Annotated in this window: 10 protein-coding genes; 9 read left to right on the forward strand and 1 reads right to left on the reverse strand. The window is 44.1% G+C overall.

Going from position 1 to position 17,149, the window contains the following annotated elements; translation table 11 throughout:
* Positions 1-325: 325 nt before the first annotated feature.
* The 9 genes from MYS68_RS37710 (at position 326) to MYS68_RS37750 (ending at position 11,718) form a co-directional block, all read left to right on the forward strand.
* Entirely contained in the window at positions 326-1,276 is a 951-nt protein-coding gene (locus tag MYS68_RS37710) for an ATP-binding protein (protein WP_248930653.1), read from the forward strand.
* Between the two features lie 503 nt (positions 1,277-1,779).
* Complete coding sequence (locus MYS68_RS37715; RefSeq protein WP_248930654.1) at positions 1,780-2,505, forward strand: GntR family transcriptional regulator; 726 nt, start codon at positions 1,780-1,782, stop codon at positions 2,503-2,505.
* Positions 2,506-2,832: 327 nt separating this feature from the next.
* The gene (locus MYS68_RS37720; RefSeq protein WP_248930655.1) at positions 2,833-4,134 is read left to right on the forward strand and encodes an SLC13 family permease; all 1,302 of its coding nucleotides are present in this window, start codon (positions 2,833-2,835) and stop codon (positions 4,132-4,134) included.
* 9 nt (positions 4,135-4,143) lie between these two features.
* Complete coding sequence (locus tag MYS68_RS37725) at positions 4,144-4,896, forward strand: amidohydrolase family protein (RefSeq protein WP_248930656.1); 753 nt, start codon at positions 4,144-4,146, stop codon at positions 4,894-4,896.
* Positions 4,897-5,304: 408 nt separating this feature from the next.
* The gene (locus MYS68_RS37730) at positions 5,305-5,604 is read left to right on the forward strand and encodes a hypothetical protein (RefSeq protein WP_248930657.1); all 300 of its coding nucleotides are present in this window, start codon (positions 5,305-5,307) and stop codon (positions 5,602-5,604) included.
* Between the two features lie 458 nt (positions 5,605-6,062).
* Positions 6,063-7,283, forward strand: coding sequence for an NADP-dependent malic enzyme (gene ystJ / locus MYS68_RS37735; RefSeq protein ID WP_248930658.1), 1,221 nt, complete (start codon positions 6,063-6,065; stop codon positions 7,281-7,283).
* Positions 7,280-8,014: an SDR family NAD(P)-dependent oxidoreductase gene (locus MYS68_RS37740; protein WP_248930659.1), complete on the forward strand. Its 735-nt coding sequence runs from the start codon at positions 7,280-7,282 to the stop codon at positions 8,012-8,014. The genes ystJ and MYS68_RS37740 overlap by 4 nt, the downstream gene beginning before the upstream one ends.
* Positions 8,015-8,280: 266 nt before the next feature.
* The gene (locus MYS68_RS37745; RefSeq protein WP_248930660.1) at positions 8,281-10,098 is read left to right on the forward strand and encodes a cache domain-containing sensor histidine kinase; all 1,818 of its coding nucleotides are present in this window, start codon (positions 8,281-8,283) and stop codon (positions 10,096-10,098) included.
* A 36-nt stretch (positions 10,099-10,134) separates the two neighbouring features.
* Positions 10,135-11,718 carry a response regulator gene (locus tag MYS68_RS37750; protein ID WP_248930661.1) on the forward strand — a complete coding sequence of 528 codons (1,584 nt, stop codon included), beginning with the start codon at positions 10,135-10,137 and terminating at the stop codon, positions 11,716-11,718.
* Positions 11,719-11,772: 54 nt separating this feature from the next.
* Here MYS68_RS37750 and MYS68_RS37755 read toward each other — a convergent pair whose 3' ends face one another.
* Complete coding sequence (locus MYS68_RS37755; RefSeq protein ID WP_248930662.1) at positions 11,773-16,848, reverse strand: S-layer homology domain-containing protein; 5,076 nt, start codon at positions 16,846-16,848, stop codon at positions 11,773-11,775.
* Positions 16,849-17,149: the final 301 nt, after the last annotated feature.

The following is a 17,149-nucleotide window of genomic DNA, read 5'->3' on the forward strand; positions in this document are numbered from 1 at the left end:
GGAATCTCCCGGTCGCTCCCCTTCCCCACAAAGTGAAGCTAATCTTTGATGCTTATTCCGAATACTTTGCGGGGACCCCAACAAATCGTAAATTTTTGAATATGGCCAGGTAAAAACTTAAATCTGCCCTTGTTAGCATTTTTTTGACAAGTGATATACTGTAGATTTGAGAGCGCATACAAAAATGCATCCGTCTGAGTAAAAATCCTGAACATTTTGTCATTCTTACGTGCAAAGGAAGGGATAGCTTCACAAGAGAAGTCGATAAATATTTACAAAAGATGAGTGGTGTGTAACTAATTTATAAATGCTAGGGGTTTGCATCGTGCAATGCATGTTCATCTGGATGGAGAAATACCGAAATTTTACCCAGCAAGGGTTCAATTTTGGCGGGCCGTTGAGGTTTCAATACGATAAAGACTTGAGAAAACTCGTAGTACAATCCTCACCATTTCATATAGAGGACTTTTTTCTTCCTTCAAGAAGAGAAGAAATGGAGCCGCGCGTTTCAAAAATAACGAATGTCACCGCAATTGTTGGGGAAAATGGCACGGGTAAATCTAGTCTATTGGAATATATGATCCATCTGCTGAGCCCCGAGACATATTATGAGGAATTTGCGCAACTGATAGTTTTTCGCGATAAAATGGATCATTATACCGTCTACCATTCATCGTCCATGGATTTTGAGATTGACAATCGATCAAAGGCATGGATTTTCAAACAGGAAATGTCTGAGCTCAATCGTGCTCAATTGCCCCTTTCCGTTTATTTCTCGAACATCTTCGATGCCAGACGGATGCCACAATACAAGCGGTTAATCGGATATATCAACCAAACACATCCTGAAAAAATCATTATTTTAGTCACGCCAATCGATGAAAATTCGCCGATTGATGGAATGCCGGCTAGGTTTAGCCATTTCGGGGATCTCATTCAGAGTTGCCGAAACGAATTGACATCCTTTTACGAATCTAATGAAATTCACGAGGCTGAATTTATTCAGGATAAGAAAGTCCTGGACACCCTAAATCGCGCTGCCTTGGAGGTTGGTCCAGACTTATCTCGAAGATATCATATGCCGCCTGAAGGACATGCGTTGGTTATCGCTAAGCTCTCTTTACTGGCTGACCATGCCCAACAGATGTCGAAACCTAGAAATCCCATGACTGCTATGATCCGCAATTATTTTGCCGTCAAACCTATTGGTTTCATGGAAATTTACTTTCTTCTCAGAACTTTTTGGAACCATTTTTTGCCGCCAGTACCATGTTAGAAGCATTTCTTTGCCATCGGTTCCTAAATATAAAATCCAGACAAACTATCTCTTTTGACGTAAGACCTGGTTGACAGCAAACGTAATGCGGGGAACCACAGTGCGCAGACGAGGCCCGTTGATCACTTCAGACAACGGCGGCTGCGCAGTAGGCCTGAATAATACATCATGTCGAGTTTGCAGTACAATCAATCTGCTGCCCCCTTTAAAAATGAATTCTTGGAATCAACGTCATTCGTAGCGGGGGATAGGGGTATGTATTTATGCATCTGTCGAATGTCAAGAATATGTGCCGATTTTAACCCATAACTGCGGGTTTTCATTTTGAAGGGCGGAAAGCCTATTTCTATTTAATGTGAGTGGATGAAAAGGGTGGTCGTTATTTGCGCATTGACACGAATTGAACAAAACTGTAAGATAACATTAAATTCATCTAGATGACTAGATGAAAGCGGTTATTTTTTTGCAATGAGTTCATCTAGCCATATAGAAGGGAGGATTTTATGATTAATGACGAGTTGCCTATTCCCAAGTATGCTCAGATTGCAGAACATTTAAAGATAAAAGTAGAAGAACTAACCAAAGAGGGAAAAGACAAATTCCTAAGCGATGATGAACTAATAAAAATGTTTGATGTCTCTAGAATGACTATTCGTCAGGCGGTTCAATTGCTTGTAAAAGAAGGTCTTTTAAAACGCATCCAAGGAAAAGGCACATTTATAGTTCGAAAAGACAAATTAAAAACAGATATTGCTAAATTGGATACTTTTTTTCAAGGGTGGTACTTAGAAAAAAACTTTAATGTTAAGTTGTTATATAGGGGATCAGTACCTTGTCCAGAAGGAATAGATGTAAAATTGGGGGTAAAACTTGGCGAAGAAGTTTATCAAGTAAAACGTTTACGTCTTTCAGAGGGTATCCCAGTTGTTATTGATAACCGTTATCTTTTAAAGAAGTATGGTGAACAAATTACTGATGAAGAATATGTCAATTATTCTTTCTCTCATTTATTTTTAAATAAATTTAATATGTCCCTTACCGAAGGTGAAATTGAAATAGAAGCGGTTCTTGCTGGTCAAGAGGTTTCAGAAATTCTTGATATTTCCATAGGTTCTCCAGTTTTATATAGGACTGTTGACTTGAAAGTAAAAAAATGTTGTGTTTTAACAGGTGCTTCTTCCTATCGTGGAGATATGTACAAATACAAATCAATATTAAGTTTGGAATAAGAAAAATAAATAGATAAAAGGTGGTGGTCATCTCTGAACTAGATTTATGGTTCCTCATCATTTTGTGAATGCTCCCATTTGTGTTTGAACAAAGCTTTAAAACATTGAATTCATCTAGACGAACTATATGAAAGCGTTTACTTTTTTTTGCGAGAAGTCATCTAGACATCTAGATGGGGTGATTTTATGAAAAATGACTAGTTGTTAGTGCGCCCATTTGTGTTTTATGAACAATAATCTCGGGTATCATGATGGGAGTTCTTGAAATACAGTTACTCTCAGTAAAAAAGTTATTTATATACAAATGTAGATATTTGAGGAGGAATTATGTTTTATACTATTTTAATAATACTGGCTATTATTATTGCAATTTATCTGGGTGAAAAGTTTGATATTAATACTGGATTAGTTGCTTTAGCATTCGCTTATTTAATTGGTTGTTTTGTTTTGGGGATGTCCGTTAAAGAATTATTGGCAACATTCCCAACAAAGTTATTCTTAGTTATTTTCACCTTAACGCTCTTCTTTAATTTTGCAGTGGTGAATGGTACTTTAGAAAAAATTGCTCATTTATTGCTTTATAGATTTCAAAAACACACAAAATGGCTGCCTTTAATTTTGTATTTTATTACAGCGTTGGTTTCAGGAATGGGTGCCGGTTTCTTTACCTCTGTGGCAATCATGGGAGCGATTGCAATTACGTTATGTAAATCATCAGGAATGAATAAATTGCAAGCTTCATTTGCAGTTTCATTAGGTTCGCTTTCCGGTGCAAATTTCATGTATAGTGCGCACGGGGTACTCTTTAACTCCTTGTTAAGTAAAACAGCTGTTGCTGATCAGGCGAATGTTCTAACAAGGGATATCTTTGTTGTTTCATTGATCTATCCAATATTTGTCATGTTGATTTTGATGCTTCTTGATAGAAAAAATAGTCAAATCGCTGAATTGAATATTAAAAAACCAGAGGTTTTTTCAAAAAAACAAAAAATAAATATTTCTTTAATTACTCTTCTTATGGTTATTGTACTAGGAGTGCCGATGCTCGCTAATTTTATGCCAGGGAATGAAACTATTAAGTTTATTAACTCACGTACCGACATTACTTTACTCGCAGTTGTATTCGCAATCGCAGCTTACTTATTAAAATTAGCTGAGGACAAACCCAAAGAAGTACTGGCAAGAGTACCTTGGAGTACATTATGGCTTGTATCAGGGGTAGGAATGTTAATTGATGTTGCCGTTGAAGCAGGAACAATCGATTTATTAGCTTCTTTGATAAATAACATGCCGTCCTTTATTGTTCCAATTGCCGTGACAATTATTGCTGGTATTATGTCAATCTTTAGTAGTACTTTGGGTGTTGTTGCACCGCTTATGTTCCCAATGATTGCTGGTATAGTAGGTCCTACAGGCTACAGTGCTTCGTTAATTGCGGTTGCTATTATCATCGGAGCCCAATCAACAGCTTTAGCGCCATTCTCTACAGGTGGTAGTTTGATACTTGGTAACAGTGGTTTAGGCGAAGAAGAATCTAAGAAATTTTATAATGATTTACTTTATAAAGCAACGTTTTTAGGGTTAGGATTTGCTATTGTTGCAACTTTGATTTTAATGTTTATATTTTAGGAGGCAGTTGTGCAAAAAATATTTGACTCTCATTTTCATATTATTGATCCAAAGTTTCCATTGACAGGAAACCAAGGATTTCTACCAGAATATTTCCCTTTTGATGAATATGTAAAACGAGCAATGAAGCTTAATATTACAGGTGGAGCGGTTGTTTCAGCCTCTTATCAAGGATACGACAAATCGTATCTAAAGGAAGCTCTCAAACGACTTGGGCCGGGTTTCGTTGGGGTGGTGCAACTACCCTACGAAACAACAGATGAAGAAATAATTGAGTTATCAGAAGTAGGAGTTAGAGCGGTAAGGTTCAACATCTATAATGGACTCTCACTTTCCCTTGATCGGTTGGCATCCATGGCAAAACGGGTTTATGAATTGGCTAGATGGCATGTAGAACTACACGTTGCCTCGTCTGACCTGGAAGAATTGTCACCAATCATTGAATGTCTTCCTGCCGTATCAATAGATCACTTAGGTTTGCTAGAGGAAGGGTTTCCCAGTTTGCTTAGACTTGTTAGCCAGGGTGTAAAAGTCAAAGCTTCAGGATTTGGAAGAGTCGATTTTGATGTCAAGAAAGTCCTGCAAAGGATTTATTCCGAAAACCCAGAAGCGCTTATGTTTGGCACTGACCTTCCTTCTACAAGAGCAAAACGCCCATTTGTAGTAGAAGACATAGATCTTATAGCTGAAACACTTGGAGAAACAGGTACAAAGAAAGTTCTATATTCAAATGCCATTAAGTGGTATATGGAAAAAAACTAACACAATAATGAACTTGAACCCGTAAGTGAGTACTTTAAACATGAAAAGGGAATGTGAAAAACTCAATTTTGCGGATAACCGTCGTTCGGACTACGAAATCTTCTCTTGGCGTGAAGGTTCACTTGAACCTTGCAGGGGGGGATAAGCGTCTAAAGCTTATTTTTCAAAAGCGGGCGTTTTCTCGCCTTCAACGGAATGAACTGGGATGAGGTGATTCAATGGAGGGGGCAACCCCTCTTTTTGCTTGAGGGTAAAAAAATACAATAAATTTGGGTAATTCCTTCTAATCTATCGGATCTGTTTCCATATTATAATAGCAGTACAGATGCTGGTGGTAAGGGGGAAATCTGTTTGGCAGACAGCTATAACGTTTCATTATGACGTCCTTAGACCGGGTTCCTCAAAGTTATGGGGATCCGGTACCGGAAACAACTTGGCGGCATTGCGCTTGAAATCAATTGGTCCAATCTGGACAATACGCTGAATTTGATGACTCCGGGGAGCGAACAAACGGTCATCATCTCCAATCAACAAGGTGAGATCCTGTACTCCCTTGGAGGTCAGCCCGTTTCTGCCGATCAATTGATAAAGCTTCAAAACCACATGCACTCCGGATCGGGTTATTTTCGAACGAAAGAAGATTATGTGTTTTACGGCACCATACCAACACTCTTCGGTAGCGTCGATACTTCATGGCATGTACAATAGGTTAGAGAAGACGTTTAATAAAGGAAGTGCATGGTGTGGAGCGTACTACCGGTTGGATAGGAAGGGCAGTTTTCATGACGAACAACGGCCGGAGACAAAGTAAAATTTTATCGTTTTCCTCCTAATCGCCTATAACGAACGGTTAGATTTGACAGTATATTTGAATTTAATGGCCCAGCAATGGGCCTATATTTTTTGTCTTTAGTACCGCACCTCGGCCAACTTATACTATTTGGACTTGTTGATGTAGTTTTGTTGATATTGACACGAGAGAGAACCTATGAGAAAATCTTCTTGAGCCATATTATGAACATCGTTCCATATAATGAACAATTACAACTGTGAAGATATAACCGTAATAGGGATGATGGATAAGGCATGTTGTCGGAGCAACGTGCTTTATCCTTTATGAGAGGAAGCGAGATACGGATTCGAAATTGAAAAGGGTGGCGATTGATATGGAGTTACGCGAGGATGCACTCGAATTGCATCGGCATTTCAAAGGCAAGCTGGGTATCGTTTCGAAAGTTCCGGTATTAAATTCGAGAGATTTGAGCTTGGCCTACTCTCCGGGGGTAGCCGAGCCTTGCCGAGAGATCCATAAGCAGAAAGAGTGCGTGTATGATTATACCGGCAAAGGAAACATGGTCGCGGTGGTCACCGACGGTACAGCCGTGTTGGGACTAGGCGCTATAGGACCTCATGCGGCATTGCCGGTGATGGAAGGAAAGGCGGTTTTATTTAAACAGTTTGCCGGCGTCGACGCATTTCCGATTTGTATCAATACTTCCGATATCGATAAGCTGGTGGAGACAGTCAAATTGCTTGAACCCGTTTTCGGTGGCATTAATTTGGAGGATATAGCGGCACCGGCTTGTTTTGAGATTGAAGAACGCCTGAAAAAGGAACTCGATATCCCTGTCTTTCATGATGACCAGCATGGTACGGCTATAGTTACTTTAGCCGGGTTAATCAATGCCGCGAAAGTGGTAAATAAGAGACTGGAGGATTTGCATGTCGTCATCAACGGTTCGGGAGCTGCCGGCATCGCGATCGCTAAGCTGCTGCTTCAAATAGGAATGACAAATATTATTGTTTGCGATACAAAGGGGGCTATCTACGAAGGACGTACGGAAGGCATGAACGGCATAAAATGCGAGATCGCTCAATCGACGAATCTGCACAAAAAGACTGGATTATTGGAACAAGTTATTGCCGGAGCGGACGTCTTTCTGGGTGTATCGGCAGCTGGGGCACTGACGGCGGATATGATACGGTCCATGGCGAAAGACCCTATCATTTTTGCCATGGCTAATCCCGATCCTGAAATTATGCCGGCGATCGCGCTCGAAGCGGGGGCCAAAGTGGTTGGCACCGGTCGCTCGGATTATCCGAATCAAATTAACAATGTGCTTGCTTTTCCCGGAATTTTTCGAGGAGCTCTTGATATAAGGGCCTCCGAAATAAACGATGCAATGAAAATTGCAGCAGCCAGGGTCATAGCCGAATTAATTAGCGATGAAGAATTGAACGAAAATTATGTCATTCCGCAGCCGTTTGACGCACGTGTCGCTCCCGAGGTGGCCGCCGCTGTCGCCAAGGCAGCGCAGGAAACGGGCGTTGCCTTAACAGGAACCGGAGAGGTCAGGCCCAACACCAACGGGGAGGACGATTTATGAAAGGGAACGCTGCCGTTATTACGGGTTCCGCTACCGGCATCGGAAAAGCCATCGCCCTTCGTTTAGCCAGAGAAGGAGTTCATATTACCATTAATTACTCCAAATCGGAAAATGAAGCATTGGAAACGCAGGAAGAAATTGAAGCTTTGGGAGTTAAATGTCTGCTGGTCAAAGCTGCTGTATCCGATGATTTTCAAGTGCGGCAAATGATTAAAGAAACCGTGGATACTTTCGGACGCCTGGATATATTGGTCAATAATGCGGGAGTGACGGATTTTGTAAACCATGACGACCTTGAAGGGTTGAAGGAAGAGCATTGGAATCGGGTGATGGATGTCAACGTCAAGGGGCTTTTCTTCTGCTGCCGGGCTGCAGCCGCCGAATTAAAAAAGCGGAGAGGCTGTATCGTCAACATTACGTCGGTCGCAGGATTGACGGGATTGGGCAGCTCGATTGCTTACGCCGCCTCGAAAGCCGCCGCCATCAGCGTAACGAAATCGCTGGCCCGCGTCATGGCCCCCGAAGTTCGGGTGAACAGCATTGCACCGGGGATTGTTCAAACCCGTTGGGTTGACGGGCAGGAGGAACATATCAAGCGGTTGGCGGAGGGAACTCCACTCGGCAGAATTGCAACTCCTGAGGATGTGGCGGAAGCAGCGTACTCTTTAATAGCCCATTCGCATTTCGTGACCGGTGAGGTCATCAAAGTGGACGGTGGAATGTTTATCTAGAATGAAGCGGTGGCGAGTTCCGCCGGATCGGCCTCACAAACCGTGGAAATAAACATACAGAATACACATCGAGGCTCTCCCGAGAGCCTCTTCTTTTTGGGGCGGGTGAACCGATCACTATAGCCAAATGTATTCAGTCTCCAATTGAAATGCCAGGTCATATTAGGTACTATTGGTATTAGCATATTTCGCCTTGATCGCATATTGTTATGGAAATATTGTAAGCGAATACAAGATTTCAACTTAGAGCTGAGGATGGGTCTGCTATGCCATATATCAAATGGTTCCCCAAAGCAGTTATGTTTATAAGAAATATGAGGCTGCAAAACAAATTGATGGCAAGTTTTCTGTTTACCTGCGTCGTTCCGCTGTTGGTGGTGAGCACCATTATCTACCAACAGTGGGTTACGGGTTTGGAGGAATCCTCTCAAGAATTTGCTGCGCTCTACACTTCTCAGATCGAGGCTTCATTAAACAATTTCATGAAAGAATATGAAAAGGTGACCAAGTCGGTATTGGTCGACAACGATGTTATTTTCAAGCTTGGCGAAACGCGAGAGCTGACCATGGACGAGCTGATTACTCAGAAGGTTACCGTGCAGAAGTTATTGATGAGGGTTGCTTTATTGAAACCGGAAATTGTCAATTTGATGTTGATAGGCCGCGATAATAGCATTTACCAGTACAGCAATACTACCGCTTCGGCAAATTTAAGTACACTCGTTTCTAAGGATTGGTATAAAAAAATTCAAAGCTCAGGCGATACATTTTTTATTACCGGGCTGCACGACCGTTCATATTACGAGGATAAGGGAGAAGGGGCTCTGATCACCGTCGGTAGGGTGCTTCTGAATTTTGATGGCACTTATGCCGGGCTGCTCCTTATGGACATGGATCCGTATACGCTGCTTCAGCTTGACCAGGATTTTCTCAAAGCCCGTGATAAATACGGCATTAAAGTGATCATAAGCGACAGCTCCGGGGAAATCGTTTACCATTCCGATGCGGCCAGCGGCAAACAGTCATGGAAGCAAATATTGGAATCCGGCAGGAAGTCCACTACAGATGTGAGTACGGGTGACTTCATTATTCTCTCAGGCCGAACCGAACTGGGAAATCTAACAATCAATACGGAAATTCCCCGTGATCAGCTGCTGAAGAAAATCAACAACATGAAGCTTGTGACGGTAATGGTTATTATTTCTGCCGGCCTTATCATGGCAATTATCTCCATCACCTTAAGTTATACTATTACCAAGCCTATTAAAGCACTGCGTCGAAGCATGAAGCAGGCCGAAACCGGAGAATACAAACCCATTCACAACGAGCCGTCCAATGACGAAATAGGGAGCCTGGTTAACAGCTATAACAAAATGATCGTCACCATTCGAACCTTGATCGAAGAAGTTTATATAGCCGAGATCAAGCGCCGTCATGCCAAGTTTATTGCGCTTCAGAACCAAATCAATCCTCACATGCTCTATAATACGCTGGAATCCATCCGGATGAAGGCGCTTGTCAATAAGGATCAAGAGATTGCAGGCATGATCAAGATCTTGGCAAAAATGTTCCGCTTAGCCTTGGGCAAGGAAGGAAGGCGTCATTCTATTCGGGATGAAGTCGAGTACACGGTTAATTATTTGAAGCTGCAAAATATCCGATTTGGCGACAAGTTTCGCTTGCACGTCCGCATTCCCGAGGAGATGCAGCGATGCAGCATCATTCCGATTGTTTTTCAACCTATTGTCGAGAACAGCATTAATCATGGGTTTCAGGATTACAACCGGATGCTGAATATCGTCATTGAAGGGCTTTGGACAGAGGAGGGATGGATATTGATTCGAATATCGGACGACGGAACAGGCATATCTGCGGAAAAACACAAAGAGCTTGCCCTTAATCTGGAAGAAGCGGAGCTCGACAAGTACAAGCTGGAGTCGGATGATGATCTGAAGGAAAAAGGGCTGGGCCTGAAAAATATTGCGGAACGCATAAAAATACATTATGGCGAACGATATTATCTTAAGGTTTTACCTGATTACGGGAATGGCACAACGGTGGAGCTTCTTATTCCAAGGCTCTGATTGCCGATTGAATGGAACGAAAGGGGAGGAAAAAGGGTGAAGATAGTCCTGGTAGACGACGAGGCGGGAATCCTGGACGGCCTCCAGATTTTGATAGAATGCTATATTCCGGCTTGCAAGGTGGTCGGTGCAGCCTACAACGGTATCGAGGGAGTTAAACTGATTCAAGAACAGAAACCCGACATCGTCATAACGGATATCCGAATGCCTCAGGCGGACGGTCTGGAGATGATCAGGACGCTCAAAGAAGCGGGGTGTCCGGCGAAGTTTATTCTACTCAGCGGTTATGCCGACTTTGAATACGCCAGACGGGGCATACAGCTCGGGGTTCAATTTTACCTTAACAAACCGGTGGAGGAAGAAGAGCTGCGCGACTGTATTCATAAGGTTATGGAGGTCATCAAGGCGGAAAAAGCCAAGCTTCAGGAAGTAGAAGATCTGAAGCAACAGGTCCATAACCGGATGCAGGAAAATTGTTTGAGGGACGTCATTGACGTTGGCAGCGAAAATACCGATTACGTGGAAGAACTGCTGCGGATGGCATCCATCCCTATCGAAGATAATTTTTTTGTTTGTGCCTTGTTGGAATTAGGGAATACCTTTGAAAACTTCAAGGAATTTGTTCTTGAACCGGTTTTTCGCCAGATCGATCACGCATTTGGGCAGTACCGGAAAGTATACCGATTCCGTTATTCCAGGGGCCAGATCGCTTTAGTCGTTGCACATGATCGAGATATGGTGTATGAGGATTTGGTCGGCTCCATCCAGCGCCTGAAAGAGTCCCTGTATCGCGAGTTAAAGCTGTCTATGACGGTCGGAATCGGAACCGTGCACGAGCGGGCGGCGGGGATTAGCCGATCCTTTGAGGAAGCCCGTTATGCTTTAAGCTATAAGGTTATCAAAGGCGCGGATGTGGTGATCCCTTATCCCGAGATCATTAGCCTGCCGGGAATGGCCCATCCTATATCGGAAGATATGATCGTCCAATTGGAATCCGGCTTGGATAACATGGACGAAGCGGAGTGCGTTCGCATCATACGTGATATATTCCGGCAGATGGAGTCGGAAAGAGGAATGAGTCCGGTCGACCTCCAATTGCAATGCTTGAACATCCTGTTATCCAGCGTGCGTAAAATGTCTTTCCTTCAGCTGCAGCAAAATAACTTTTTGGGAGGAAAACTATTTTCTCCGGAGGACGCCTCGCGCATTCGAACGCTGGAGCAATTGGAGCAGTGGATGGTTCAAGTTTTCAGAGGAATTATTTCCTTCAAGCTGGAAAAGAAAATACCTAAGAAAAAGGATATCATTACCCAGATCAAAGAATACGTGAAGGACCATTACAACGATCAGATCAGCCTCGCGGATCTGTCCGAGCGCTTTTTCATTAACCCTTATTATTTAAGCCAGTTGTTTAAACAGAAGACAGGCGATACCTATCTAAACTTTCTTGCTCAGATTCGGATTAACAAATCGAAGGATCTGCTGGAGAAAACCAATTTGAAGGTATACGAGATCTGCCAAATGGTCGGCTACTCGGATGCTCAGCATTTTGCCCGTTTATTTGAAAAATTGGTAGGGGTTAAGCCCAGCGAATATCGCAAAAACTCGAGGAAAAAATAGCCCCCCAAAAAAGAAGAGGTCCAAATAGGACCCCCAGCGTGTTTCTTCATATATTCAATCTATAAATTGGACGGCTTTTAGGAAACGCTTCAGGATGACAGCGGTTTGTGCGCGAGTGGCCATTCCGTCGGAGCCGAGTATGTCGTCGGTCATGCCGTTCATCAAGTTGGCACTGATTGCGGCAGCGATTTCTTTGTGCCCCCAGCGGATCTTGCTTGAATCCTTGAATCGGCCAAGAAGCATATCTCGATCCGAAGGGGTGACGCTGCTGCTCTTACCTGCGTAGTTCATCGCCCGAACAACCATCGCCGCAAGCTCCTCGCGGGTAATTTGCGCCTCAGGGCGGAACGTGCCGTTTTCGTAACCATGAATGATTCCCGCAGCCGAGGCTGTAGAGACAGCATCCGAATACCAGGCATCGGCTTTGACGTCCGCAATTGAGGCTGACGACTTCATGGGGCTAAGCCCCAAAGCCCGAACGATCAAAGCTGCAAATTCCGCTCGGGTGATGCTGCGGTCGGCATCGAATTTATGTTCCGATACCCCATCGATAACAAGCTTATTGGCCAACAGTTCAATATCCGCTCTAGCCCAATGAACAGCGATGTCATCAAAGCTCTTGTTCAGTTCGACAACCGTGTAGATGCTGCTGCCGTTACGTTTCAAGGTAGCAATCGTTTTGCCATCCTTGGCTTCGAAAGTGGTGGGCACAAAGGTCAGGCTTTTGTCGGACTCATTGAATAATGCCCCCGTCGTTTTCGCAGGGTCAACGGCTTTCAGTACGTCGAGGGAGCGGGAAACATAGGTTGCGCCGAAGTCCACGGCAAATGAATTTCCACCTTTGTCCCGAACGGTTACACTGAAGTCAACCGCGTCGGAGAGAGGCGCAGCATTTGCTTTAGAGACGGCCTCCGCAACCTCTTTGGCGGAATCTCCGGATACTTTCTTTATGGATACGCTTACACTCAGCTCGCTTATATTGGCTCCTATGGATTGGGCTAACTCCTCCAGCTTCAGAACAAACAATGGCAGAACAATAGAGCCGTTCGCTGAATTTATCTTCACCGCAGAGCTTAGATTCTTCGAAGCATCGATGAGACCTGCAGCCGGCAAACTAACGCTGTCTCCATTCGCCGCAACTTCTACCAGATTCGAAGCGGAAAGGGCCGATTTGAGCGAATCGGAGTCCACCATCCCTTCAGCGTCTGCAGTTAAGCCGGCGCTCGAAACGGATTCGCCGGGGGATGGGCCTCCTCCGCTGCTCACGGAACCGCTGGAACCGCCTCTCCGGGAGGACGTTGTGGACACGTTAAGCGACGGGCCGTCCGTGCTTGCATTGCCGTACGCATCGACTGCCTGAACGGTGAAGGTATAATCCTTGCCGGGGGTCAAGCCGCCGACGGTTGCGTATGTGGCGCCCACTACCGTAGCAGATAAGGCTGCTCCGTTAAAAATCCGGTAGGCTGCGGCAGTATTGTCTGCTCCGCTCCATGCAAGCCCTATGGAGCTTTGGCTGCGGCTGGTAGCGGCCAATGCTTTGCCGCTCGCCCATGACGGCGGGATTATATCGGAAATCGTCACATCATCGATATACAGCACATTCTTATTGGCTTCTCCCGTACGGAAGCTGATCGTATCCAAGCTGGTTACCGGAGCCGATAACGGTAATCCCGATGCCTTCAACGTGTTGTTAATGTAGATGTCATACTTATCCGTTGCGGGATTTGCCGTCAAACTTACGTCGTACCATGTCCCCGGGTGGATCCCTTGGATAACGGTACCGTTTGCCGCCAAACGGCCGGCATCATCCGCGTATACGTCTGCGGCTACAGTTGTGCCGCTCTTTAATTGGAACCGGTCGCCCGTGACATTCGAATCCTCCTTAAATCGCCACTGAACTGTGAGCGTTTCCATATGAGCAGGGAAGGTCTTCGAAATCTGCGCAAAACCTGCGGTGGAATCATCCTTCAGGTATACACTCCGGTTGACCGTACTGGGCACATTCACGATGGAAACGGCCGTGTAAACCGCTTTGGTTACGGTCCAACCGGGAAATGCTCCCGTAACCTCCTCGTCAAATGTATTGCGCAGCATTACATTCGTATCTACCGGTTCCAGCACCAAAAGCTGCAAGCAGTTCGGCTCCAGGTAGATGGATGATCTGTATGAGCCGTTATGAGTGACGATCTTGTCTTCTACCATTTGCAGGTTCGGGTTAACCGGATCTCCGTTATAGTAATTACTCGTAGTATTATTTATTTTATAGGTCTTAATTCTGACGTTTTTACCGCTGAATACGGGCGGCAGGTTGGATACTTGGACACCTGTATTGAAGTCCGCGGTACCGGTTCCTTGATAGTTCCACACCATAAGGGAAACACCTGTATCATCCTTGGCGGCCAACGCATATACACCTTTACCGTTGCTGTCGATACTGTTCGAGGAAGCCGATACTTTTGTCGTTTTCATCATTGACTGCATTTTTCGCAAATTTCCGTAAGGAGTAAACTTATCCGAATAAATGGGATCCAGCAGTTTATTATTTCTATCTCTCGTTACTAAAGCATCCTTTCTGCCATTACCGCCATTATGGCGCGTATTCCAGCCGAACGGATAGTTTTTACCGCTGCTGTCCGAATACCAATAAGCAAGCGATGCCATACCTGCGGCCTGTCTTAATTGATCTTTATCGATATAATCATATTTTGGCGGTTTTCCCGTGGCAAGCGAACCCAAATCAAGATCGTCCCCCAATGGTCCCGGGTACATACCGGTTTCCGTGATGAATGACGGTATGTCCGTGCTTATTCCTCTGCTGCTGAGTTCAGTCTCAATCGCGGATCGTTCTTCCGTCGCCAATCTGGGGTTATCCTTATAAAAAAGATTTTTTCCAGTCGCGGGATCTTTTCTTAAATAACCGTGATAGGATATGAAATCAAGCTTCTTTGTCGGGGAGGTATCGTTCTTATATCCATCCAGAAACCCTCTAAACCAATCTAAATCGAAATTGTATAAAGCAGGTCCTCCCACCTGCAAAGGAACCGCTGGGTTTAATTCCGCATTGACTTCGTATACCGCATCGGAGAACGCTTTATAATAGCTATATAAATTACCGGGCGAAAGAATATTCGTATTCGTTTGTTTGCCTGTAACCGGGTCAATTCTGTAATAATTGGCATCGCTGTTTGCAGGAGCGTCCGGTTCGTTTAAAACTTCTATGTACTTGATTTTAGGGAAATTTTGTTTGAGGTGTTTGATATACTCCTTTACGACGGGCTTGATCTGCGCAGGTGTATACTCCAATTCCTTTACCACTTTCTCCGCTCTTAAATTAATTAACAGTTCATCGGCCATATTGCTTACCTGCGACAAATAGGTGTCGATTTGATCATATTTGTTGAATAACCCTGTGGCTTCATCGTAAATTTCCGATTCATTGACCCACGCTCTTTGAATTTTCGTACGAAGACCTTGTTCGCCCAGAAATTGTATATCTGCAGCCCTTGAAGCCTGTGCAGCAGGAAAAGTGGATTGCTTGGCAATATTAAAGTACTTTTCGCTTCTAAAAAGTTCGCCTTGTGAAACATTGGCATCAACGGATACCGCTGCATTTGAGGATTTGCTTACGGGCTCCAGAACCAGCAATTGCAAGCTGTTCGGTTCAAGCTGTACGGAGGCGGTGTAATTCCCGTTATGGGTCATGATCTTGTCGTCTACCATTTGGAGATTGGCTTTGTCGGGATTTGCATAATAGTTGCTTGTGGTTGCATCGATTTGATACGTTTTCACTCTGACATTTTTACCGTTGAATATGGACGGCAGGTTGGATACGTTCACTGCGGCATTGTAATCTGTCGTGCCGGTGCCTTGATAGTTCCACACCATGAGGGAAACGCCCGTATCATCCTTGGCGGCCAAAGCATAGACACCTTTACCGCCCATGATGCTGTCCGAGATAGCCGATACTCTGGTTGTTTTCATCTTGGACAGCATGACGAGCATATTTCCGTAAGGCGTAAATTTATTTGTAGGTATATCTGGCAGTACAACATTATTTGGATCTCTGGAAACTAAAACATCCTTTCTCGCATTATCCGGATGACGCAATTCCCACTGAAACGCGTGGTTTTTGCTGTTATTCATAAACCAATAATGAAGGGAAGCCAATCCTGCCGCCTGTCTCAACTGGTCCGGCCCAACTCCCCCGCTGCTGTTGGAGACATCTCCCAAGGGTCCCGGGTAAATCCCCGTTTCGGTAATGAATGACGGGATATCCGTGCTGAGGCCTCTGCTGCTGAGTTCAGCATCGATCTGGCTCCTTTGACTATTCACAAGACTAGGATCTTCCTTAACAAAACCGGTGAAGTTCGGTCCTACAAAGTAACCGTGATAGGATATGAAGTCAAGCTGCTTTTTTGGTGATGGATCATTCTTATATCCGTCAAGGAATCCCCGCAACCAGTCAATGTCCAATCTCATGGTAGTAGGTCCTCCGACCTGCAAAGGGACCGATGGATTTAACTCTGCGTTGACTTCAAATACGGCGTCGGAGAAAGCTTTATAATAGCTGTATACCGTGTCGGGTGTAACAACGCCTTTATAGCGATCGGTATGCGTATCATCAGGCTCATTTAAAGCTTCAATATATTTTACTTTCGGATAATTTTGTTTCAGATATTTAATGATATTTTTTAGGACAGGCTTGACTTTATCAGGCGACTTGTACTCGGGGATCACTTTCTCTGCTTTAATATTAACGAGTAATGCATCCGCCATATTACTTGTATCCGAGAAGTAATCGTCATATTTACTAAAATGATACGTATCGGTATCCAAATCATAAATATCTTGGTCAACCCAGGTTCTTAAAACTTTACTATGCAGACCCTGATCATTGATAAACTGTACGTCTGCGTCTCTTTGGCCCGCATAGGTAAAATATTTGGATATGTTGAAGTACTTCTCGCTTCTGAAAAGCTCGCCTTGCGAGACGCTGGCATCTACGGATACCGTGGCAATTGAAGCCGCATTTGCTTCGCTTTGCGGGATGATTGTACTGCTCCCCAGCAACGCTGCAGCGAGGGTTAAACTAACAGTTTTTAGCCTAAACAATTGCTTTAATTTTAACATTGATAAGTCTACCTCCAAAGAACAGGATGATCTTGGTAATGCAATAGACCGGAACAGGAGTGTAAACGGAATACCTTATTTACGGGTGGTTCTTAAGTATTCACCGCCTTTCGCCAGCAATTTGTATCCGTTTACAAAAACTATACTATCTGATTAGCTATTCTCCAACAGGGCATTTTTTAGTTCATGACAATGGCATTTTTAAGAAAATAGAGAAAGAAAGCCCTTTCGCTAATCCTGGGGGAAGGAAACATCTAAAAAATGACGTGGTTAGAAACTTAAAAACGCCTAATTGAGCTAA

It is taken from the genome of Paenibacillus hamazuiensis, from assembly GCF_023276405.1.
Taxonomy (GTDB): Bacteria; Bacillota; Bacilli; order Paenibacillales; family NBRC-103111; genus Paenibacillus_AF; species Paenibacillus_AF hamazuiensis.

Excerpts from the sequence above, each read along its gene's own strand:
- MYS68_RS37715 (WP_248930654.1), top strand. The coding sequence starts at position 1,780 with ATGATTAATGACGAGTTGCCTATTCCCAAGTATGCTCAGATTGCAGAA.
- MYS68_RS37720 (WP_248930655.1), top strand. The coding sequence starts at position 2,833 with ATGTTTTATACTATTTTAATAATACTGGCTATTATTATTGCAATTTAT.
- MYS68_RS37730 (WP_248930657.1), top strand. The coding sequence starts at position 5,305 with ATGGGGATCCGGTACCGGAAACAACTTGGCGGCATTGCGCTTGAAATC.
- ystJ (WP_248930658.1), top strand. The coding sequence starts at position 6,063 with ATGGAGTTACGCGAGGATGCACTCGAATTGCATCGGCATTTCAAAGGC.
- MYS68_RS37740 (WP_248930659.1), top strand. The coding sequence starts at position 7,280 with ATGAAAGGGAACGCTGCCGTTATTACGGGTTCCGCTACCGGCATCGGA.
- MYS68_RS37745 (WP_248930660.1), top strand. The coding sequence starts at position 8,281 with ATGCCATATATCAAATGGTTCCCCAAAGCAGTTATGTTTATAAGAAAT.
- MYS68_RS37755 (WP_248930662.1), bottom strand. The coding sequence starts at position 16,848 with ATGTTAAAATTAAAGCAATTGTTTAGGCTAAAAACTGTTAGTTTAACC.